This is a genomic window from Nocardioides astragali (assembly GCF_024436375.1).
GTDB classification, from domain to species: domain Bacteria; phylum Actinomycetota; class Actinomycetes; order Propionibacteriales; family Nocardioidaceae; genus Nocardioides; species Nocardioides astragali.
The window spans coordinates 520,717-539,412 of the sequence record NZ_JAFMZM010000002.1; the positions used below are offsets into that span (position 1 = coordinate 520,717).

General features: G+C 71.6%; 21 protein-coding genes. 12 read left to right on the top strand and 9 right to left on the bottom strand.

From position 1 onward, the window contains the following. Nucleotides 1-32: 32 nt before the first annotated feature. Nucleotides 33-188: a hypothetical protein gene (locus J3P44_RS07370; protein ID WP_255889630.1), complete on the bottom strand. Its 156-nt coding sequence runs from the start codon at nt 186-188 to the stop codon at nt 33-35. 14 nt (nt 189-202) lie between these two features. Further along, nucleotides 203-361 (bottom strand): hypothetical protein, encoded by a 159-nt coding sequence (locus J3P44_RS07375; RefSeq protein WP_255889631.1) that lies wholly within the window; start codon nt 359-361, stop codon nt 203-205. Between the two features lie 93 nt (nt 362-454). Between J3P44_RS07375 and J3P44_RS07380 the strand changes: the two genes are divergently transcribed. Genes J3P44_RS07380 through J3P44_RS07395 form a run of 4 tightly spaced genes read left to right on the top strand, consistent with a single transcriptional unit; the run spans nt 455 to nt 4,685 of the window. Beyond that, a complete protein-coding gene (locus J3P44_RS07380; protein ID WP_255889632.1) occupies nt 455-1,405 on the top strand; it encodes a GlxA family transcriptional regulator in 951 nt (316 codons plus the stop codon). 31 nt (nt 1,406-1,436) lie between these two features. Then, nucleotides 1,437-2,726 carry an aspartate aminotransferase type Ic gene (locus J3P44_RS07385; protein ID WP_255889633.1) on the top strand — a complete coding sequence of 430 codons (1,290 nt, stop codon included), beginning with the start codon at nt 1,437-1,439 and terminating at the stop codon, nt 2,724-2,726. Continuing rightward, nucleotides 2,723-3,319, top strand: a complete 597-nt coding sequence (gene coaE, locus J3P44_RS07390; protein ID WP_255889634.1) for a dephospho-CoA kinase — start codon at nt 2,723-2,725, stop codon at nt 3,317-3,319. Before J3P44_RS07385 ends, coaE begins: the two co-directional genes overlap by 4 nt. A 40-nt stretch (nt 3,320-3,359) precedes the next feature. Next, nucleotides 3,360-4,685: a glycoside hydrolase family 3 protein gene (locus J3P44_RS07395; protein WP_255889635.1), complete on the top strand. Its 1,326-nt coding sequence runs from the start codon at nt 3,360-3,362 to the stop codon at nt 4,683-4,685. Between the two features lie 27 nt (nt 4,686-4,712). Here the strand turns inward: J3P44_RS07395 and J3P44_RS07400 are convergent, their stop codons facing one another. Both J3P44_RS07400 and J3P44_RS07405 read right to left on the bottom strand, forming a co-directional pair. Then, nucleotides 4,713-5,675, bottom strand: a complete 963-nt coding sequence (locus J3P44_RS07400; RefSeq protein ID WP_255889636.1) for a sigma-70 family RNA polymerase sigma factor — start codon at nt 5,673-5,675, stop codon at nt 4,713-4,715. A gap of 697 nt (nt 5,676-6,372) precedes the next feature. Continuing rightward, on the bottom strand, nt 6,373-7,674 hold the full coding sequence (locus J3P44_RS07405; RefSeq protein ID WP_255889637.1) for a DNA polymerase IV: 1,302 nt from the start codon (nt 7,672-7,674) through the stop codon (nt 6,373-6,375). A 178-nt stretch (nt 7,675-7,852) separates the two neighbouring features. On the opposite strand from J3P44_RS07405, the gene J3P44_RS07410 reads away from it, so the two are divergent. Next, nucleotides 7,853-8,815 carry a DUF4192 domain-containing protein gene (locus tag J3P44_RS07410; protein ID WP_255889639.1) on the top strand — a complete coding sequence of 321 codons (963 nt, stop codon included), beginning with the start codon at nt 7,853-7,855 and terminating at the stop codon, nt 8,813-8,815. Nucleotides 8,816-8,868: 53 nt separating this feature from the next. After that, complete coding sequence (locus J3P44_RS07415) at nt 8,869-10,332, top strand: glutamate-cysteine ligase family protein (RefSeq protein ID WP_255889640.1); 1,464 nt, start codon at nt 8,869-8,871, stop codon at nt 10,330-10,332. A gap of 15 nt (nt 10,333-10,347) precedes the next feature. On the opposite strand, the gene J3P44_RS07420 is transcribed toward J3P44_RS07415, so the two are convergent. Then, nucleotides 10,348-10,767, bottom strand: a complete 420-nt coding sequence (locus tag J3P44_RS07420) for a hypothetical protein (protein WP_255889641.1) — start codon at nt 10,765-10,767, stop codon at nt 10,348-10,350. Between the two features lie 126 nt (nt 10,768-10,893). Here J3P44_RS07420 and J3P44_RS07425 point away from each other — a divergent pair, with 126 nt between their 5' ends. The 5 genes from J3P44_RS07425 (at nt 10,894) to J3P44_RS07445 (ending at nt 15,073) form a co-directional block, all read left to right on the top strand. Next, a complete protein-coding gene (locus J3P44_RS07425) occupies nt 10,894-11,295 on the top strand; it encodes a universal stress protein (RefSeq protein ID WP_255889642.1) in 402 nt (133 codons plus the stop codon). Between the two features lie 40 nt (nt 11,296-11,335). Further along, the gene (locus tag J3P44_RS07430; RefSeq protein ID WP_255889643.1) at nt 11,336-11,902 is read left to right on the top strand and encodes an HhH-GPD-type base excision DNA repair protein; all 567 of its coding nucleotides are present in this window, start codon (nt 11,336-11,338) and stop codon (nt 11,900-11,902) included. A gap of 95 nt (nt 11,903-11,997) precedes the next feature. Then, nucleotides 11,998-13,488: an RNA polymerase sigma factor gene (locus J3P44_RS07435; RefSeq protein WP_255889644.1), complete on the top strand. Its 1,491-nt coding sequence runs from the start codon at nt 11,998-12,000 to the stop codon at nt 13,486-13,488. Nucleotides 13,489-13,604: 116 nt separating this feature from the next. Next, on the top strand, nt 13,605-13,808 hold the full coding sequence (locus J3P44_RS07440; protein WP_255889645.1) for a hypothetical protein: 204 nt from the start codon (nt 13,605-13,607) through the stop codon (nt 13,806-13,808). A gap of 257 nt (nt 13,809-14,065) precedes the next feature. Next, nucleotides 14,066-15,073: a M28 family metallopeptidase gene (locus J3P44_RS07445; RefSeq protein ID WP_255889646.1), complete on the top strand. Its 1,008-nt coding sequence runs from the start codon at nt 14,066-14,068 to the stop codon at nt 15,071-15,073. A 16-nt stretch (nt 15,074-15,089) separates the two neighbouring features. Here the strand turns inward: J3P44_RS07445 and J3P44_RS07450 are convergent, their stop codons facing one another. Beyond that, complete coding sequence (locus J3P44_RS07450; RefSeq protein WP_255889648.1) at nt 15,090-16,217, bottom strand: CapA family protein; 1,128 nt, start codon at nt 16,215-16,217, stop codon at nt 15,090-15,092. 106 nt (nt 16,218-16,323) lie between these two features. Between J3P44_RS07450 and J3P44_RS07455 the strand changes: the two genes are divergently transcribed. Then, nucleotides 16,324-16,875, top strand: a complete 552-nt coding sequence (locus J3P44_RS07455) for a hypothetical protein (RefSeq protein ID WP_255889649.1) — start codon at nt 16,324-16,326, stop codon at nt 16,873-16,875. A gap of 24 nt (nt 16,876-16,899) precedes the next feature. Here J3P44_RS07455 and J3P44_RS07460 read toward each other — a convergent pair whose 3' ends face one another. The 3 genes from J3P44_RS07460 to J3P44_RS07470 form a co-directional block, all read right to left on the bottom strand. Then, a complete protein-coding gene (locus tag J3P44_RS07460) occupies nt 16,900-17,727 on the bottom strand; it encodes an EamA family transporter (protein ID WP_255889650.1) in 828 nt (275 codons plus the stop codon). Further along, a complete protein-coding gene (locus J3P44_RS07465) occupies nt 17,727-18,203 on the bottom strand; it encodes a DUF456 domain-containing protein (RefSeq protein ID WP_255889651.1) in 477 nt (158 codons plus the stop codon). Before J3P44_RS07465 ends, J3P44_RS07460 begins: the two co-directional genes overlap by 1 nt. A gap of 92 nt (nt 18,204-18,295) precedes the next feature. Beyond that, complete coding sequence (locus tag J3P44_RS07470; RefSeq protein ID WP_255889653.1) at nt 18,296-18,529, bottom strand: DUF7455 domain-containing protein; 234 nt, start codon at nt 18,527-18,529, stop codon at nt 18,296-18,298. Nucleotides 18,530-18,696: the final 167 nt, after the last annotated feature.

Consider the following 18,696-nt stretch of genomic DNA (forward strand, 5'->3'; position numbering starts at 1 on the left):
CGGACCGAGGATGCGGGAGCGCTCCGCGTCGGTCAGGGCCGGGTCGAGCGGGACCGGAACATCCCCGCGGCCAGCAGCGACAGCACCAGGTCGACGTACGAGGCGGAGCCGGGCACGAGCAGCGCGACGCGCGATCCCTGACGAAGCTCGACGTGGCCCACGAACGGCATTGTCTGTCCGCGGGCCACCCTCAGATGCTGGGTCAGGCGCGGGGTACGAGGTGCCGGCGCTCCTCGACGGGGCCGAGCTCGTCGAAGGGGTGAGCGGTGCTGGAGGGGCCGGCGAACCGGTCGTGGCGTGCGTAGCTGACCAGCAACATGACGGCGGCGGTCAGGACCAGGATGAAGAGGATGGTGTTCATGGCAGTAATCCTCCGCCCATTCAGTTCCTGCCACCAGTGGCAGGAATGACAGTCTTAGTTGATTTCCTGCCACCGATGGTGCACGCTGAGTCCATGAAGAAGGTCGTAGCCGTGGTGCAGGACGGAGCCGAGCCGTTCGGGCTCGGGTCGATGTGCGAGGTGTGGGGCGAGCCCTACCACCCCGACGACGACAACCCGGTCTTCGACTTCATCGTCGCCACCCCGCGCCCGGGACGGGTGGCCGGGGCCACCGGCTACGACCTCCACGTCGACCACTCGCTGGACGACGCGGCCGACGCCGACCTGGTCTGCCTGATCCCCAAGCGCGGCTACCTCGACCCCTCTCCTGAAGTGGTGGAGCTCGTCCGCGACGCGCACGACCGGGGTGCTCTGGTCTTCGCGCACTGCACGGCGGCGTTCATGCTGGGCGAGGCCGGGCTGCTCGACGGGCGGCGGGCCACCACCCACTGGCGCCACGTCGACGAGCTGTCGGCGCGCTTCCCCGAGGCCACGATCGACGGCAACGTGCTCTACGTGCAGGACGGGTCGATCGTCACCGGAGCAGGTTCGGCGGCCGGGCTCGACGCGGCCCTCCACGTCATGCGCCAGCACTTCGGGGCCAAGGTCGCCGCGAACGCCGCACGCCGCATGGTCGTGCCGCCGCACCGCGACGGCGGCCAGGCCCAGTACATCGCCCGACCCGTCCCGGTCTGCGAGTCCGAGGCGCTGGCACCCCTGCTCGCCTGGATCGCGGCCAACCTCGCCGAGGACCTCGACGTCGAGACGCTGGCCCGCCACATGCACATGTCGGCTCGCACCTTCGCGCGTCGCTTCAAGGAGGAGACCGGCACGACGCCCTACAGCTGGATCCTCGGCGAGCGCGTACGCGCCGCGCAGGAGCTGCTCGAGCAGACCGACCACTCGATCGACTGGGTCGCCGCCGAGGTCGGCTTCGGCAACGCCGCCACTCTGCGCCACCACTTCGGTCGATCCCGCGGAGTCAGCCCTCAGGAGTACCGGCGTACGTTCCGGACGCCTGCCTAGCTCGACCACGACCCTCGGTAGCCTTGCGCGTGTGAACGCGACTGCGCTGGCCGACCTGTCCGCCGACCACCTCGCCACCCTGCTCGAGGAGCAGCGTGCCGCCTACGCCGAGCTCAAGGCCCGGGGGCTCAAGCTGGACCTGACGCGTGGCAAGCCGTCGGCGCAGCAGCTCGATCTCGCCGACGACCTGCTGCGGCTGCCGTCGAGCACCAAGGACGCCGCCGGGGTCGACGTACGCAACTACGGCGGCCTCGAGGGGGTGCGCGAGCTGCGAGAGATGTTCGCCGACCTGCTCTGGGTCGAGCCCGATCAGGTCGTCGCCGGCGGCAACTCCAGCCTGACGATGATGCGCGACTGCCTGTTCTACCTGATGCTCTTCGGCGCGGTCGACTCCGAGCGCCCGTGGGGCCGCGAGGAGAAGGTGCGCTTCGTGTGCCCGGTGCCGGGCTACGACCGCCACTTCACCCTGCTGGAGAGCCTCGGCATCGAGATGGTCACCGTCGCGATGCACGACGACGGCCCCGACGTGGACGCCGTGGCCGCGCTCGTCGCCGACGACGCGAGCATCAAGGGCATCTGGATCGTGCCGACGTACGCCAACCCGACCGGCGCGGTCGTGAGCCAGGACGTCGCCGCCCGCCTCGCCGCGATGCCGACCGCGGCCGCAGACTTCAAGATCTTGTGGGACAACGCCTACGCGCTGCACCACCTCACCGAGGACGAGGCGAAGAGCGCCGACATCCTCACCCTCGCGTCTGCGGCCGGGCATCCGCACCGGCCGATCATGTTCGCGTCCACGTCGAAGATCACCTACGCCGGCGCCGGCGTCGCCTTCCTGGCGGCGTCGACCGCCAACGTCGCCTGGTACCTCGGTCACCTCGCCAACGGCGCGATCGGTCCGGACAAGGTCAACCACCTGCGGCACGCCGAGTTCTTCGGCTCCGCCCAGGGCGTGCGCGAGCACATGGCCAAGCACCGGGAGATCATCGCGCCGAAGTTCGCCGAGGTGGACCGGGTGCTCACCGACCGGCTCGGGGGACGAGACGTCGCCACCTGGAACAGGCCGACTGGGGGCTACTTCGTCAACCTCGACGTGGTGCCCGGGACCGCTAGCCGCGTGGTGGCGCTCGCCAAGGAGGCCGGGGTCGCACTGACCCCCGCCGGGTCGTCGTACCCCTACAAGCACGACCCGGACGACACCAACATCCGGCTGGCGCCGACCATGCCGCCGCTCACGGAGGTCACGGAGGCGATGGAGGCCGTCGCCACCTGCGTGCTGCTCGCTGCCCTCGAGAAGGCCGCGGGCCAGGCGTCCACGTGACGGTCCGGGTCGGACTCACCGGTGGGATCGCCTCTGGCAAGAGCACCGTCGCGGCGATCCTCGCCGAGCTGGGTGCCGTGGTCATCGACGCCGACGCGCTGGCCCGCGAGGTCGTCGCGCGGGGGACGCCGGGGCTCGACGCGGTGGTCGCCGAGTTCGGGCCCGGGCTGCTCACGCCCGAGGGTGACCTCGACCGACCGGCGACGGGTGCCCTGGTGTTCGGCGACGTCGACGCCCGCAAGCGCCTCGAGCGCATCATCCACCCGCTCGTCCACGCGCGGAGCGCGGAGCTCGAGGCGGCTGCATCGACGCACGCGGTCGTGGTGCACGACATCCCGCTGCTGGCCGAGGTCGGTCGTGCCGGTTCCTTCGATGCGGTGATCGTGGTGGACGCTCCTCCGGAGCTCCAGGTCACTCGGATGGTCGAGGACCGGGGCTGGGCACGCGAGGACGCCGAGTCCCGGATCGCGGCGCAGGCGACGCGAGAGGACCGGCTGGCGATCGCCACCCACGTGGTGGACAACACCGGGTCGCTGGACGACCTGCGCCAGCAGGTCGAGCGGATCTACCTGGAGCTGGCCGCGCGCGCCTGACGGTTCTCGTTTGCTCCGCCGAGCCGGGTACCCTCCCGGCGTGCTCCCGATCCGACCCCGCCTGGCCGTGATCGCAGCAGGGGTCCTGCTCGTCAGCGGCTGTGCGTCGCTGGGATCCGATCCCGACGACACGGCTCCAGGCACCTCGTCGAACGCGTCCTCGAGCCCGTCGGAGACATCCGGCCCCGCGGCCACCGAGACCCCCAGTGAGCCCGAGGAGGACCCGGAGACGCCGTCCTCCTGGGGTCCCACGCTCGGGGAGATCGAGGAGGCCGCAGAGCTGGTGGAGGGCTGGACGCCCGAGCAGCTCGCCGGGCAGGTCATCGTCGGACGCTTCCACGGCACCGACCCCGAGGAACCGGCCCGGATGGTGCGCGAGCTGCACCTCGCAGGCGTGTCGGTCACCACGGACAACATCGTGGATGCCGGGCAGGTGCGCGCCATGACCGCCGCGATCTCCGAGGCCGCCGCGCGCGACGGACGCGACTTCCCGCCGGTGATCGGCGTGGACCAGGAGGGCGGCTACGTCTCCCACCTGCGAGGCGTCGCCACCGAGTTCCCGCACTTCCAGTCGGCGGGCCTGGCCATCGCCGCCGACCCGAGGCTCGGTCGCCGGGTCACCCGGGCCGCGGCCCTGACGACCGGCCTCGAGCTGCGCGGACTGGGCTTCACCTGGGTCTTCGCCCCCGTCGCCGACGTCACGATCGGCGCCGCCGACCCGACCATCGGCGCCCGGTCTCCCTCCGACGACCCGGGCGTCGCGGCGCAGGCGATCGGGGCCGCGATCAAGGGGTACGACGACGCGGGCATCGTCTCGACCGTCAAGCACTTCCCCGGGCACGGGACCGCCACGAGCGACAGCCACGACACGCTGCCCGTCGTGGACTCGACGCTGGCCGAGATCGAGGCGCACGACCTGCCGCCGTTCGAGTCCGCCATCGCCCACCAGGCTCCGGCGGTGATGTTGAGCCACCTCGACCTCACCGCGATCGCGCCGGACGTCCCGGCCAGCATGGCCCCCGAGGTCTACGCACTGCTGCGCGACGACCTCGGCTTCGAGGGCGTGACGATCACCGACTCGCTCGGCATGGGCGCCGTCGGCGGTCGGCCCACGCCGGCGCTGCAGGCTCTCCGCGCCGGGGCGGACCTGCTGCTGATGCCGGTGGACACCGCTGCCACGCACCGGATCGTGGTCGATGCGATGGGCTCCGGCGACATCTCACGTGAGCGCGTCGAGGAAGCCGCAGCCCGGGTCGTGGCCCTCCAGATGTGGCAGGCCCGCATCGCAGCAGAACGGCCTGTGCCCGGCGACGTGGTCGCACGAGCACAGGCCGCCAGCGGGGACCTGCTGTCCGCGGCGTACTGATCAGTCAAGCAGCCAGGGTGGGTGCCCTCAGGCCGCGAGGTCGGGGTCGCCGGCGCGGCGGAGCTTCTGCAGTGCCTCGCGCTCGAGCTGGCGCACCCGCTCGGCGGAGATGCCGTGCCGGGCGCCGATGTCGGCGAGCTTGTGCTGGCGCCCGTCGGCCAGGCCGTAGCGCGCCCGGACGATGTCGGCCGAGCGCTCGTCGAGGATGCCGACCAGCTCGTCGAGACGCTGCCGGGCCTCGGCGTCGAGGACGTTGAGGTCGGGACCGGGGGCGGTCTCCTGGGCCATCAGGTCGCCCAGCGACGTGTCACCGTCCTCGTCGACCGGGGTGTCCAGCGAGACGTGCTCGCGGCCCCAGCTCATCAGGTCGAGCACCCGGTCGACGTCCATGCCGAGCTCGGTGGCGATCTCCTGCGGCTCGGGGTCGCGGCCGAGCTGGCGCTCCAGCGTGCGGCGCGCGCTGCCCACCTGGTTGAGCTCCTCGACCACGTGGACGGGGAGGCGTACGACCCGGGCCTGCTGCGCGATGCCGCGCGTGATCGCCTGGCGGACCCACCAGGTGGCGTAGGTCGAGAACTTGTAGCCCTTGGTGTAGTCGAACTTCTCGACCGCGCGGATCAGGCCGGTGTTGCCCTCCTGGATCAGGTCGAGCATGGGCATCTGCGAGCGGCCGTACTTGCGGGCGATGGAGACGACCAGTCGCAGGTTGGCCTCGATGAACCGGTCGACGGCGAGCCGACCCTGCTCGGCCAGCCACTCGAGCTCCTGCTCGTTGGCGCTCAGCGGCGCACCGCCCTTGCGGCGACCGACGCGGCCGGTGTCGAGGAGGTGCTGGGCCAGCAGGCCGGCCTCGATGGCCTTGGAGAGCTCGACCTCGGTCTCGGCGTCGAGGAGCGGGGTGCGGGCGATCTCGTCGAGGTAGAGGCCGACGCTGTCGCGGCCCTCGATCTCGCGAGTCGTGGTGGTGCGCTTTGCCTGTGCGGTGCTCATCTCGTCCTCCTGCTCCTCGTGCGACCACCCCTGTGTCGCACATCTGTTCCAACGCCTGTGCCCGGTGCCAGATTCCCGGCCGGAGCTCGGTGCCTTCACCTGCCTTGACGAGCCAACCGCCCCGGGAGTTGCACGATCTGCGAACTCTCAGGGACTTCTCAGGGGTTCCCATCCGGGACGGAGAACATGCGGACCGCGGCCCGGCCCGTCTCCACAGCCTGACCCGTCCCCTGTGGAGGGAGGGGGCGCTGCCTGTGGAGCACGGAGGAAGTTCTGTGGGGAAGCCTGTGGGACCGAAAGTTTGTCGTCGTTTCCCCTTGCGGGACGGGTCGCGGGAGGCATAGAACTCTCACTACCGACACCGCTCCGGCGGAGTCGGGGATCGGATCGGACGAACAGTTCCACCCGGCGAGCTTGCTCGCTGCGCAGGCCCGGTGACGGGGTCGGCGGGAGCTGGGAAGCCGATGCGGTGGCTCGGACGTCACCTTCCCGGGCAAACTGAGGGGCTCCTGATGCTCATACCATCTGGAGCCCCTCACCCATTTGCCCCGAGTTGCCCCGAAGTTCCTCCCGAGGTGCCCACGAGGCTGCCTGATCGTGCCGAAGGCGCGCAACTCGGCACAGGTGAACCCTGAGCGAACGCGGGCGACACGCTCGTGTGCTGAGCCGATCGCCTCGTCTGGCGTACGGAGCGAGCTCAGGCCTCGGCAGGTGGCTCGACCCGGTGCAGCGCCGGGTCGTCGGCCTTGAAGCTGCGCACCGGACCGGGCGGCGTGTCCGCCGTCTCGAAGCGCACCGTCACGACGCCCGAGCCCGATCCCCACACCCAGCCCGGCCCCAGCTCGTCGTGCACGACGTCGGCCCCGGGCGGCCAGCTGCGTCGCGGGGGCTCGGGCAGCACCACCTCGACCTCGTCGTCCTGCGCCGTCTCGCCGAACAGGTCCTCCTGCACCCAGTCGGCCAGTCCGGAGACCCCCACGCCCAGCAACCGGACCCCGCCCGTCGTGTCGAGGTCGCCCAGGAGCGACCGCGCGATCCGGCCGATGGTCGCGCCGTCGTCCGTGGGGCTGGAGAGGGTGCTGGAGCGGCTCAGTGTGGTGAAGTCGTGCAGCCTGACCTTGATGGTCACCGTCCGTCCCGAGAAGCCGTTCTTGCGCATCCGGGTGCCCACCTCCTTGGCCTGTCGGGTGAGCAGTCCCTCCATCAGGCGCCGGTCGGTGAGGTCGGTGTCGTAGGTGCCCTCGACGCTGATGGACTTGGTCTCCCGCTCCGCCAGCACCGGTCGCGAGTCCTGTGCCCGGGCCAGCTGCCACAGCCCGTGCCCGTGCGCCTGGCCGAGCAGGCGGACGAGCTCGTCCTCGCTGACGAGCTCCAGCTCGGCGATGGTGTGGATGCCGGCACGGCGCAGCCGCTCGGCTGTGGCGGGCCCGACCCCGGGGATGACGGTGACCTTCATCGGCCGGAGCAGGTCGAGCTCGGTGCCGGGCGGCACGACGGTCATCCCGTCGGGCTTGTCGAGCTCGCTGGCCACCTTGGCGACGAACTTCGACGACGCGATCCCGACGGTCGCCGTCAGGCCGCCGGTGACGTCCCGCACCCGATCCCGGAGGCGTTGTCCGGCCTCGGTGACGGTGGCGACCTCCAGGTCCGGCAGGTCGGCGGCCGCGAGGTCGACGAAGGCCTCGTCGAGGGACAGCGGCTCGACCAGGGGCGACAGGTCGCGCAGCACCGCCATGACCCGGGTGCTGGTCTCGCGGTAGGCGTGGAACCGCCCGCTCAGGAACGCCGCGTGCGGACACCGGGCGCGGGCCTCCCGCGTGGACATCGCGGAGCCGACGCCGTAGCGACGCGCCTCGTACGACGCCGTGGCCACCACGCCACGCCCGCCGGTCCCACCGACGATGACCGGCTTGCCGCGCAGCGAGGGCTTGTCGCGCTGCTCGACCGCGGCAAAGAAGGCGTCGAGGTCCAGGTGCAGGAGCGACGCGGAGGCGCGCATCAGCGCCGGCACCCGTCGGCGTGCCCCGCCCGTCGCCCATTCACGTGCCGCATTGTCGCAGGACGGCCACGCCCTGCGGGGCCACGAATCGTCCACAGGTCGGGCCGGACGGGAGCTGTCCACAGGCCCGCCGACGTCGCGGCATGCATGGTCGGAGGTCGCGGGGAGCGTCTCGGCCATGAACCCGACACCCGACTCACTGGTCCTGACAGCCCGCACGCCTGACGACATCGCCGCCTTCGTGCCTCTGGCCCTCGGCTTCGTCCCCGAGAGATCGGTGGTGATGGTCAGCACCGGGTCTCGGGGCGGAATGCACGCCCGGGTCGACCTCCCGCACGACCCCGACGACGTCGACGACGTGGTCGAGGCGTTGTTGCGCCCCGCTCGCCTCAACGGCGTGCGGGAGGTCATCGTGGTCGTCTACGACGACGACACCACGGTTGCGGACGAGGCCGCGTGGTCGATCCACGAGGAGTTCACGGCCGCCGGCATCGGGGTCCGCGACGTGCTGCGGGTCCACGACGACCACTGGTACGCCGTGCTCCCGGGCGCCCCGGTCGCCGCCTACCGAGGTGTCCGCTTCGCCCTCGCGGACCACCGGTTCACCGCACAGAGCGTCTTCGACGGTCGCGTCACCCACGCGAGCCGCGAGGCGCTGCGGGCCACGATCGCGCCCGATGCGGCGTCCGCGCGGCTCCTGGAGCCCGACCTCGCGGGGGCGCACCCGCTCCCCGCCGGCGCGCTCGCAGCCCTGGTCCGCCGCCACCTGCAGCAGGGCACCACCTTCTCGCGCCCCGAGCTCGCCTCCGTCGCCGTGACGGTGACGGCCGGGGACGGACGCGACGAGGCGTGGGTGTGGCTCTCCCGCAGCGAGGCACGCCGCGCGGTCGACCTCTGGTCGGACGCCGTGCGACGGCTGCCCTGCGCCCACGTGGCCGCTCCGGCCGCGATCCTGGCCTTCGCGGCATGGCTGGTCGGCGACGGTGCCCTCGCGTGGTGTGCCGTCGACCGCTGCCGCGACGCCGAGCCCGCCCACTCGCTGGCCGGCCTCGTGGCGCAGCTGCTGGAGGCCGCCACCCCACCCGACACCTGGGAGGTGCTGCGCCCGCAGGTCCCCGGGACGGCGGATCCCGCAGCCTGAGACCCCCCTTCGAGGCGGTTCCCGCCGAGTCCCGCCGTGACTAGGGTGCGCTCATGGGTGAAGAGGTCGCGCAACAGGAGTTCAGCCGGGCCGACCGGACACGGCATCGCGAGAAGGTGCGACGCAACCTCGACGTCTTCGCCCGGATGCTCCGCGAGGCACGCTTCGACACCGACGACCCGATGACCGGCCTGGAGATGGAGCTCAACCTCATCGACGAGGTGGGGGATCCGGCCCTCAAGAACGCCGAGGTCCTCGAGGCGATCGCCGATCCCGACTTCCAGACCGAGCTCGGCCAGTTCAACATCGAGATCAACCTCGCCCCGGCCAAGCTGCGCGAGGGCGGCCTCGCCCGCTTCGAGGAGAGCCTGCGTCGCTCGCTCAACGACGCGGAGGAGAAGGCGGCCCAGGTCGGCGCGCACCAGGTGATGATCGGAATCCTGCCGACGCTGGCCGAGGGACACATGAACCCCTCCTCCCTCAGCGCCAACCCGCGCTACAAGCTGCTCTCCGAGCAGATCCTCGCCGCGCGCGGTGAGGACATCACGATCAGCATCTCCGGGCGCGAACGGCTCACCACCACCGCGGACTCGATCGTCCCCGAGGCTGCCTGCACCAGCACCCAGTTCCACGTCCAGACCTCGCCCGACCAGTTCGCCGCCTACTGGAACGCCGCCCAGGCCATCGCCGGGATCCAGGTGGCGGTGTCCGCCAACTCGCCGTTCCTCCTCGGCAAGGAGCTGTGGCGCGAGACGCGCATCCCGCTCTTCGAGCAGGCGACCGACACCCGCAGCGAGGAGCTCAAGGCCCAAGGCGTCCGGCCGCGGGTGTGGTTCGGCGAGCGGTGGATCACCTCGGTGTTCGACCTCTTCGAGGAGAACGTGCGCTACTTCCCGGCTCTCCTCCCGGTGACCGACGAGGAGGACCCGCTCGCGGTGCTCGAGGGCGGTGGCACGCCCACCCTCCACGAGCTGCGGCTCCACAACGGCACCATCTACCGCTGGAACCGCCCGGTCTACGACATCGCCGACGGTGTGCCCCACCTGCGCGTGGAGAACCGGTTGCTCGCGGCGGGTCCGACCGTGGCCGACACGATCGCCAACGCCGCCCTCTGGTTCGGCCTGATCCGGTTCCTCGCCGAGAGCGAGCGACCGCTGTGGTCGCAGATGTCCTTCTCCGCCGCCGAGGAGAACTTCCACGTGGGCGCGCAGATGGGAGTGGATGCCCAGGTCTACTGGCCCGGGGTCGGACAGGTCCGCGCCACCGAGCTGGTGCTCCGCCGGCTGCTGCCGATGGCCCAGGCCGGTCTCGACGCCTGGGGAGTGCCCGCGGAGGAGAGCGACCGCTACCTCGGCATCATCGAACAGCGGTGCCTCCAGGAGACCAGCGGAGCCGCGTGGTTCGTCGAGCGCGTCCGCGAGCGCGGGGGAGAGGACCGCTACGACGCGCTCCGCGCGACGTTGCTCGACTACCGGGACCGGATGCACAGCAACGAGCCGGTGCACCTCTGGGACTGACGCACGCCTCGGTCCCTACCCGGTGGTGCGCCGCAGCCGCCGCCACTCACGGCGTACGTCGCTGACGGGGTCGAACCACCCTCGGCGGGTGACGACGACGAGCCCGAGCGGACTGCCGAGGGCGGCGCAGGCCCACGTCGTGGGGCCGAGCCACCGCAGGTCGTCGTCGTGCGGGGTGAGCTCACCGGGTCGGGTCAGCCACAGACAAGGTCGTGGCGTGAACCTCGCGGCCTGTCGCAGCAGGGACAGCGCCACGTCTGCGCGCAGGCCGGCATCGGCGAGGACCGGATCCTCGACGTGACGGACGCTGCATCCGGGCTCCCCGGCGTGGAGGGCCGTCGGGAAGCGTCGCCGGCGCTCGCCCTCGACCAGCTGGAGCGTGGCAGCCCGCAGCACGCGGTGGGTGTGTCGGTCGATGGGTGCCTGGAGTGCCACGCCCTCACCCTGCCGCAGGTGCGCCGCGGCAACCCGCCTCTCCACAGGCTGCCCAAGGCAGCCGGTTTCCGTTACGGTGCCAGCAGGCCAACGGCGGAGGAAGCTGTGGCCACGAGAGGAGACACCATGGGCACCGTTGTCGTCGGATACGTCCCCAAGCCGGAGGGCGAAGCCGCCCTGAGCGCCGGTATCAACGAGGCGAAGCTGCGCGGCAGCAAGCTCGTCGTGGTGAACTCACACCGCGGGGGTCAGGAGTTCGACGGTCCCAAGGCGCGGGCTGCGGAGGACGACCTCGCCGGCATCAAGGCGACCCTGGAGGAATCCGGCGTCGAGCACGACATCCGCCAGCTGGTGCGCGGGTTCGAGCCGGCCGAGGACCTGATCAGCATCGCCGAGGCCAACAACGCCGAGCTGTTGGTCATCGGGCTGCGCCGCCGCTCTCCGGTGGGCAAGCTCATCCTGGGCAGCAACGCCCAGCGCGTCCTCCTCGACGCCCCCTGCCCGGTCCTGGCGGTCAAGGCGCAGTAGACGGCACCTCGCCTCATGGATCGTGCGCGATGATGGGTGCATGGGTATCCAGATCACCGGCGACGCCACCGCCGACAAGGTTCTCGACGACTCGGCCTTCGCCCTGCTTGCCGGCATGATGCTCGACCAGCAGTACCCGATGGAGCACGCCTTCCGCGGTCCGGCGAAGGTGCTCGACCGGTTCGGCACGTTCGCCCCGGACGCGATCGCTGCAGCCGACCCTGAGGAGTTCGCAGCGATGGCGGCGACCCCGCCGGCGATCCACCGGTTCCCGGGGTCCATGGCGGCCCGGCTCCAGGAGCTCGCTCGCATCGTGGAGGAGACCTACGGCGGGGACGCCTCCCGGCTGTGGACCGAGGCCGCCGACGGCAAGGACCTGCTCAAGCGGGTCATGGCGCTGCCCGGCTTCGGCAAGCAGAAGTCGCAGATCTTCGTGGCCCTGCTCGCCAAGCAGCTCGGCGTACGACCGGAGGGCTGGGAGGCCGTCGTGGGCGACTACGCCCTCGAGGGCCACCGCTCGGTGGCAGACGTCGTGGACGCCGACTCCCTGCAGAAGGTGCGCGACTTCAAGAAGTCCAAGAAGGCCGCCGCACGCACTTCGGGCTGACCACGTGTCGGCATGCGTGGAGGACCGTGGCAGAATGACGACGCGGCTCTTGACGTCACCGGGCCTCGCCGCGCCCCGAAGTTGCTCGACGAGAGGTGTTCGTGTCTTCACACGCACGCAAGTTGCTCCCCGCAGAGGTGCTGACGCACCCCTCCATCACCGCTCTGGTCGCCAGCGGCACCCCCACCGGCACCGTGTCCCCCGAGGACGTACGCCGCGCGAGTGACGAGGCAGGTGTCGAGCCCCGTCACCTGAAGGCTCTCCTCGTGCACCTGAGCGGCCTCGGCATCTCCGTCCAGCTGGACGCCGCCCCCAGCCTGCGTGCGGTGGCCGCCACCAGCAAGCGGGCCGCGACCTCCACCGCGGCCAAGAAGGCGCCGGCGAAGAAGGCTGCCGCCACGAAGGACGCCGAGGCTCCTGCGAAGAAGGCTGCGGCGAAGAAGACCACCGCCAAGAAGGCCGCGGCGAAGAGTGCTGACACCGAGGTCGTCGACCTCGGTGCGGTCGCGGCGTCGATCGGGCCGGACGGCAAGAAGATCCTGCCGGACATCCCCGACGCCGAGTTCGAGAAGGACATCGCCAAGGATCCGACGATCAAGGAGGACGAGAAGCAGGCCTTCACCGTCTCCGCGGCCGACGAGACCGACGAGCCCGAGCAGCAGGTCATGGTGGCCGGCGCCACCGCCGACCCGGTCAAGGACTACCTCAAGCAGATCGGCAAGGTCCCGCTGCTCAACGCCGAGATGGAGGTCGAGCTGGCCAAGCGCATCGAGGCCGGCCTGTTCTCGGAGGAGAAGCTCGCCAAGGGCGGGCGGATCAGCGCCAAGATGCTCGAGGAGTACGAGTGGATCGCCGAGGACGGCAGGCGGGCCAAGAACCACCTGCTCGAGGCCAACCTCCGCCTGGTCGTCTCGCTGGCCAAGCGCTACACGGGTCGCGGCATGCTGTTCCTCGACCTCATCCAGGAGGGCAACCTCGGCCTGATCCGTGCGGTCGAGAAGTTCGACTACACCAAGGGCTACAAGTTCTCGACGTACGCCACGTGGTGGATCCGCCAGGCGATCACGCGGGCCATGGCCGACCAGGCGCGCACCATCCGCATCCCGGTCCACATGGTCGAGGTCATCAACAAGCTCGCCCGCGTCCAGCGCCAGATGCTCCAGGACCTGGGCCGCGAGCCCACCCCGGAGGAGCTCGCCAAGGAGCTCGACATGACCCCCGAGAAGGTCATCGAGGTCCAGAAGTACGGTCGCGAGCCCATCTCGCTGCACACGCCGCTCGGCGAGGACGGCGACTCGGAGTTCGGTGACCTCATCGAGGACTCCGAGGCGATCGTCCCGGCGGACGCGGTCTCGTTCACCCTGCTCCAGGAGCAGCTGCACGCGGTCCTGGACACCCTGTCCGAGCGCGAGGCCGGCGTGGTGTCGATGCGCTTCGGCCTCACCGACGGCCAGCCCAAGACCCTGGACGAGATCGGCAAGGTCTACGGCGTGACCCGGGAGCGGATCCGCCAGATCGAGTCGAAGACGATGTCCAAGCTGCGGCACCCCAGCCGCTCGCAGGTCCTGCGCGACTACCTGGACTGAGGTTCTGGTCCCGGTAGTCGCTCCGGTGCAGGTCAGGAGCCTTGTCGGGGTGCTCCTGGCGACACGCTGCCCCCGCACCGCCCTTCTGGTCCTGACTTCAGGCGAGACTGCGTGTCGTGAAGAACGAACCACCCATCGAGCCATCGCCCGGCCTCAAGGTCGCGGGGGTGCTGGTTTTCCTTGCCGGGGTAGCCATGATCGCCGCTGGCGAGTTCGAGCTGCTACCTCGCGAGAGCAGTTGGCCCTACCTGATAGGCGGCGGCCTTATCGGGCTGGGATCGATCCTCCACCTGCGTGGTCGAGGCACACGTGGTACCTGACGTGCCCGCTCTGCGCCTGCTCGCGCAGTCCTGGCCGCTCGCCCTGCGTCGGTGACTCGCCACGACGCGGACGGCCCCGCCAATCACGGGGGGACCGGCGGGGCCTCGACCGCGTGCCCCCACTTCGGTCGTGTCGGTCGGTACCCCGACACGTGGATTCCATCCCTCGGCACCGCCCGAAGGGCTACGAGCCCGCTCGACGCGCGGGCGCTCATGCTCCCGCGCCTGGCTGTCTCCACACCCCGCTACGGTGAGGCATGGGCCGGACGCGTCGCATCGCCATCGCCATCGCCCTGTCTGCCGTGCTCGTCCTGTCGGCCTGCTCGGGTGGCTCGCGTCCCGAGGGCCGGCCGGTGCCGGCGCCACCCGAGGTGACGACGCAGGACCCGGAGCCGACCCCTGCGCCGGACCCTGATCCGACGTCCGGAACCGACCCGTCCCGCGACCCGGAGCCGGTCGATGCCGACGACCTCGACCTCGACGTCGCGGTCGAGGCGGTGCGGCACCTGGCCGGGACGATCGGGCCGCGCGAGGCCACCGGGGAGTCGTACGCCCGCGCCGCCGACTGGGTCGCTCGCTCCTTCACCCGGATGGGCTTCGAGGTCACGCGCCAGCCCGTCGACGTACCTGCCGGGGTGTCGTGGGGGGTGCCGGTCCCTGCCGGTCCGTCCGAGAACGTGGTGGCCACGAGCCCCGGGTTCGACCCCGCCGAGCCCCACCTCATCGTGGGCGCGCACCTCGACACCGTGCCGCAGGCACCTGGGGCCGAGGACAACGCCTCGGGGATCGGGGTCGTCCTGGCGGTGGCCGACGCCGTGTCCGCGGGCAGGACGCGACTGCCGGTGGTCTTCGTCGCCTTCGGGGCCGAGGAGCCACGAGGCATGTTCGACGACGACCACCACTACGGCTCGCGGCAGTACGTCGCGGGGCTCACGTCGCAGCAGCGGGGAGCCCTCCGTGGCATGGTCTCCCTGGATCGCGTCGGCGTCGGGGGAGCGGTGCCGGTCGGGTCCGCCGGGGACTCCGACCCGGTGCAGGCCAGCCTGCTCGCGACCGCCCGTCGGCTGGGGATCCCGGCTGTCGCCGATCCGGGCCAGCGCAGCAGCGACCACTGGTCGTTCGTGCGTGCTGGCCTGCCCGGCGTCCGCCTCGGCTCGACGTCCTACGCGGCCTACCACTCAGCGGGCGACATCGCGGCCGTCGTGCAGCCCGCCCAGCTCGAGCGGGTCGGCCGGGTCCTCCTGGAGTGGCTGGCGCCGCGCTGACCTCCGGCACCGATCCTCACCGGGTGAGGCCGGAGCACTCCCGCAGGTCCTGCCGCTCCGCCCGGAACTCTGCGGCCGCGTCACCGGCGAGCGCTGCGGGCAGGCCGTCCGTGCCGATGGCCGCCGGCCACCACGAGGAGCGGACGACCCGAGCCCGGCCGGATCGCGCGGCCGGTGGTCGCACGGTCAGGGTGAGCACTCCGGTGCGCGAGGTGGCGCCGGTGCCGGGGGAGTACCACGCGAAGTTGCCCAGTCCGTAGGCGACGTAGCCCTCCTGGAGCCGCCCGTCGCCCTGCAGCTGGTGGGCGTGGCTCCCCACGACGACGTCCGCACCGGCTCCGACGAGTCGACCGGCGATGCGGCGCTGGTCGGGCGAGGGACAGCTCTCGCCCTGGATGCCCCAGTGGAGGTAGACCACGACGACGTCGGCCGTCTCGTCGGCATGGCGCACCGCGGAGAGGAGCCGGGACGGGGCCGTCGCGTCGGCGATGCCCGACCGGGTGCGGGTGGCCGCCCAGTGGCCGGTGGGGTCGGCGGTGGGGTCTTGGTCGGCGAGCGAGGCGGCCAGCGTTGCGACGACGGTGTCGCCGACCTCGGTGAGCGCGGGCAGGAACGCCTGCTGCTGGTCGCTGCCGATCCCGATGACGGAGAGCGGAGGATCCGCCTCGCCAGCGGCGCGGACGGCGCGCATCGTGCTTGGCAGCCGGGCGCGGCCGAAGTCGAGCGCGTGGTTGTTGGCCATGCTGGCCACGTCGACACCTGCGTGGGTCAGCGCGTCGAAGGCCTCCCGACCGGCGGAGAACGTGAAGCGCTTGCCGGGCTCGGGGCTGCCGCCGGTGCCGACGGACGTCTCCAGGTTGACGATCGCGAGATCGGCGGCGGCGAGGGCTGCAGTGGCTGGTGCGAGCGCGGTCGACGGGTCGCGCAGGCGGTCGGCCAGGACCCCCTCGAAGTGGATGTCGCCGGCGAAGGCGAGGCGTACGGGCTCCCGCCGGGGCGGCTGCTTCGGCTCGGGGGACGGCGAGGTGCTGGTGGCCGACGGCGTCGGGGAAGGGGTGTGCGACGAGCGCCGGTCCTCGGTCTGAATGCAGCCGGTGAGGGCGAGCGCCAGCACGACCGGGCACCAGCGGACCCATGACGGCATGCCGAGGAGTGTGGCACGGGCGCCGTCGACGAATCAGGCGTCCGTCTGTCCGCCACCCCCACAAGTAGGTGGACGCGCGGGGGGTGAGTAGTGCCACACTCGCGTCATGAGAACTCGGAGCTCACTCGCCGCCACGTCCGCCCTCGTGCTCGCCGGACTGATCGCTGCTCCCGCGCACGCGAAGTCCGCGGAGTTCTTCAGCATCGACGACCCGGCCGACGCCAGCGCGTCGCTGACCGACATCTACGGCCTCGAGGCCAACCACGGGCGCGAGAACCTCCTGGTCAAGGTGAGGTTCAACGAGCTGATGCGGTCGAGCGCCGCCGGCGTCTCGGTCTTCATCGACGCCGACCGCGACGTGAAGGGGCCCGAGTACGTCCTCAGCAGCGGCCTCGGCGACGGCACCGACTACGTCCTCACCGAGGCGGTCGCGTGGCGCGGGAGCGACGAGCGCGTCGACTGCGACTACGAGGCGCGGCCCAAGTGGCACGCCGACGTCTTCCGCGCGGTGATCAGTCGTGACTGCTTCGACCGGGCGACGCCGGTCCGGGTGTCGGTGAAGATGGTCGACCAGGCCGACGGCTCGCACCCGGTGACGGACTGGGCGCCCAAGCGCCACCGCTGGAGCCTGCCTGTCACGTCCGGCCTCGGCGTCTGAGCCCTTCCGGCCCGGGCACGGCCCTCAGGCTGCAGCGACGAGTCCGACGGCCACCCCGCACAGCACCAGCCCGACCCCCTGGGAGAGGTGGATGCGCTCGCGCAGGACGAACGCGGCCAGACCCACCGTGATCGCGGGATAGAGCGACGTCACCACCGAGGCGACGGTCAGCAGGCCGGTCTGGGTCGCGAGCAGGAACGCGACCACCGCCGCCGTGCCCAGCACGCCGGCGAGGATGCCCCATGCCTGGGAGCGGTCCGACGGCACCCAGCGGCCACCCAGCACGGTCGCGGTCACCGCCACGCAGACCAGCCCCGCGGCCTGGGCCACGGCGAGGGGCGCGAAGCCCGCCTCCTCGGGGATCTGTCCCATCGCGGCGAACAGCAGCCCGAACCCGAGCCCGGCGAGCACGCCGTCGAGGATGCCTGCGGCCAGGTCACCCCCGCTGCCCTGCTCCTGACTGACGAGCCAGATGCCCGGCACCGCGGCCGCGATCCCGAGCCACACCAGGAGCGCGGGGCGCTCGCCGGTCACCACGCCCACGCAGACGGGAACCAGTGCGGCCCCCACCGCGGAGATCGGGGCCACCACGCCCATCCGCCCGGCGGCGAGGCCTCGGTAGAGGAACGCGCCTCCGGCGCCGGTGCCGACGCCCGCGAGGGCTCCCCAGAGCAGGTCGGTCCGCGTCGGCGAGCCGTCGGTGACCAGAGCCAGGCCGAGGGAGCCGACGAAGGCGGCTGCGGTAGCGACGAATGCGACCGGCCACGCCGACGTACGACGCGACGCGAGGCCGCCGACGAAGTCCGAGAGCCCGTAGGCGAGCGCCGCCGCGAGGGACAGCAGGATGGCCATCAGGTGACCGCCACGCCGACCACCCAGGTCACCGCGGCGAGGAAGGCGGCCACCAGCTCGATCAGGATCGAGACGCCGACCGCCTTCAGGGCTCTGCGGGTGGACGGCCCCGCCTGGGTGGCTCCCACGCGCCCGCGCTCCGCGAGGTAGACCCCCAGCACGAAGCCGATGAACATGCCCACGAGGGGAATGACGAAGAAGCCCACGAACGCCAGGGCGGCTCCGACGAGCAGGGTGCGGTTGGGGACACCGGCCGCCTTGAGGCTCCGGCCCGGTACGAGGTACTTCACCACCGTGCCGCCGACGAGCAACGCGGCGCACATGCCGAAGACCACCCACCCGGTGGAGGTGCCGATCTCGAGCGCCCACACCAGGATCGCTCCCAGGACGAGCAGGGTGCCGGGGAGGACCGGGACGATGATGCCCGCGATGCCGACGGCGACCAGGACGGCGATCAGGACCTCGGTGGCGCTCACGACCTCACCCTCCCAGAGATGGCCGCCGGGACGCAGAACGGCCCCGGAGAGCGTGTCCGGGGCCGCTGCTGGAAGTAGGTGTCGGCAGGTGCTCAGGCCTCGTTGTCCGCGGCCGAGCCGGCCGGGGTCTCGAGCTTGTGCGTCTCGTCGTGGACCGCGGCAGCGATCTCGCGCAGCTTCTCGCCGTGCTCACGAGCGTGGTGCGCGCAGAACAGCAGCTCGCCGCCGGTCTGGAGCTCCACGCGGAGGTAGGCCTGGGCGCCGCAGCGGTCGCAGCGGTCACCCGCCGTCAGGACGGCTTGGGTGGGTGCGGTGGCAGTGGTCACGTCAGCCTCGTTTCTTGTTCATCGGTGTCTGGCCCAACGTAGTCAGTGGGACAAAGATTCCCGCTGGCGCCGGTGGGTCGAGAACACGTTCAGTGAATCACGCCTCACAGTTCCCCGCTGGCGTTGTCCTCATTCGTGGACAGGCCGTTGCAGAAGCGGGACCTTGT

Excerpts from the sequence above, each read along its gene's own strand:
- J3P44_RS07375 (WP_255889631.1), bottom strand. The coding sequence starts at position 361 with ATGAACACCATCCTCTTCATCCTGGTCCTGACCGCCGCCGTCATGTTG.
- J3P44_RS07380 (WP_255889632.1), top strand. The coding sequence starts at position 455 with ATGAAGAAGGTCGTAGCCGTGGTGCAGGACGGAGCCGAGCCGTTCGGG.
- J3P44_RS07400 (WP_255889636.1), bottom strand. The coding sequence starts at position 5,675 with ATGAGCACCGCACAGGCAAAGCGCACCACCACGACTCGCGAGATCGAG.
- J3P44_RS07405 (WP_255889637.1), bottom strand. The coding sequence starts at position 7,674 with ATGCGCGCCTCCGCGTCGCTCCTGCACCTGGACCTCGACGCCTTCTTT.
- J3P44_RS07410 (WP_255889639.1), top strand. The coding sequence starts at position 7,853 with ATGAACCCGACACCCGACTCACTGGTCCTGACAGCCCGCACGCCTGAC.
- J3P44_RS07415 (WP_255889640.1), top strand. The coding sequence starts at position 8,869 with ATGGGTGAAGAGGTCGCGCAACAGGAGTTCAGCCGGGCCGACCGGACA.
- J3P44_RS07425 (WP_255889642.1), top strand. The coding sequence starts at position 10,894 with ATGGGCACCGTTGTCGTCGGATACGTCCCCAAGCCGGAGGGCGAAGCC.
- J3P44_RS07430 (WP_255889643.1), top strand. The coding sequence starts at position 11,336 with ATGGGTATCCAGATCACCGGCGACGCCACCGCCGACAAGGTTCTCGAC.
- J3P44_RS07445 (WP_255889646.1), top strand. The coding sequence starts at position 14,066 with ATGGGCCGGACGCGTCGCATCGCCATCGCCATCGCCCTGTCTGCCGTG.
- J3P44_RS07450 (WP_255889648.1), bottom strand. The coding sequence starts at position 16,217 with ATGCCGTCATGGGTCCGCTGGTGCCCGGTCGTGCTGGCGCTCGCCCTC.
- J3P44_RS07455 (WP_255889649.1), top strand. The coding sequence starts at position 16,324 with ATGAGAACTCGGAGCTCACTCGCCGCCACGTCCGCCCTCGTGCTCGCC.
- J3P44_RS07460 (WP_255889650.1), bottom strand. The coding sequence starts at position 17,727 with ATGGCCATCCTGCTGTCCCTCGCGGCGGCGCTCGCCTACGGGCTCTCG.